General features: G+C 64.6%; 1 pseudogene. It reads right to left on the minus strand.

Features of this window, described 5'->3' with window-relative positions:
- Positions 1 to 325, minus strand: a pseudogene (locus tag IB265_RS37960) (ISNCY family transposase); the annotation flags it as partial.

Consider the following 325-nt stretch of genomic DNA (forward strand, 5'->3'; position numbering starts at 1 on the left):
CCGCGATCCTCAAACCAACGATGCTCCGACCCGTCGATCTGCACCAGCTCGCCATAGGCCTCGCGTCGCAAGCGTGGCTGATGAAACGTCCGCCGCTGCTTGCGCGACAGCCAGAGGCCGTCGTCCGACATCCATTGGCGCAGCGTCTCGCGCGACACCCGCAACCCATCGCGCTCGGCCAGCTTCTCGGCTGCCAAGGTCGGACCAAAGTCCACATAGCGTTCGCGAACGACCGTCACCGCATAATCCCGAACACCGTCGCTGATCCGATTGTTCGAGGGCCGGCCGATTGCCTTATGCCGGATCGAAGCCGCACCGCCGGTGT

The organism is Ensifer sp. ENS10, assembly GCF_014852025.1.
Lineage (GTDB): Bacteria > Pseudomonadota > Alphaproteobacteria > Rhizobiales > Rhizobiaceae > Ensifer.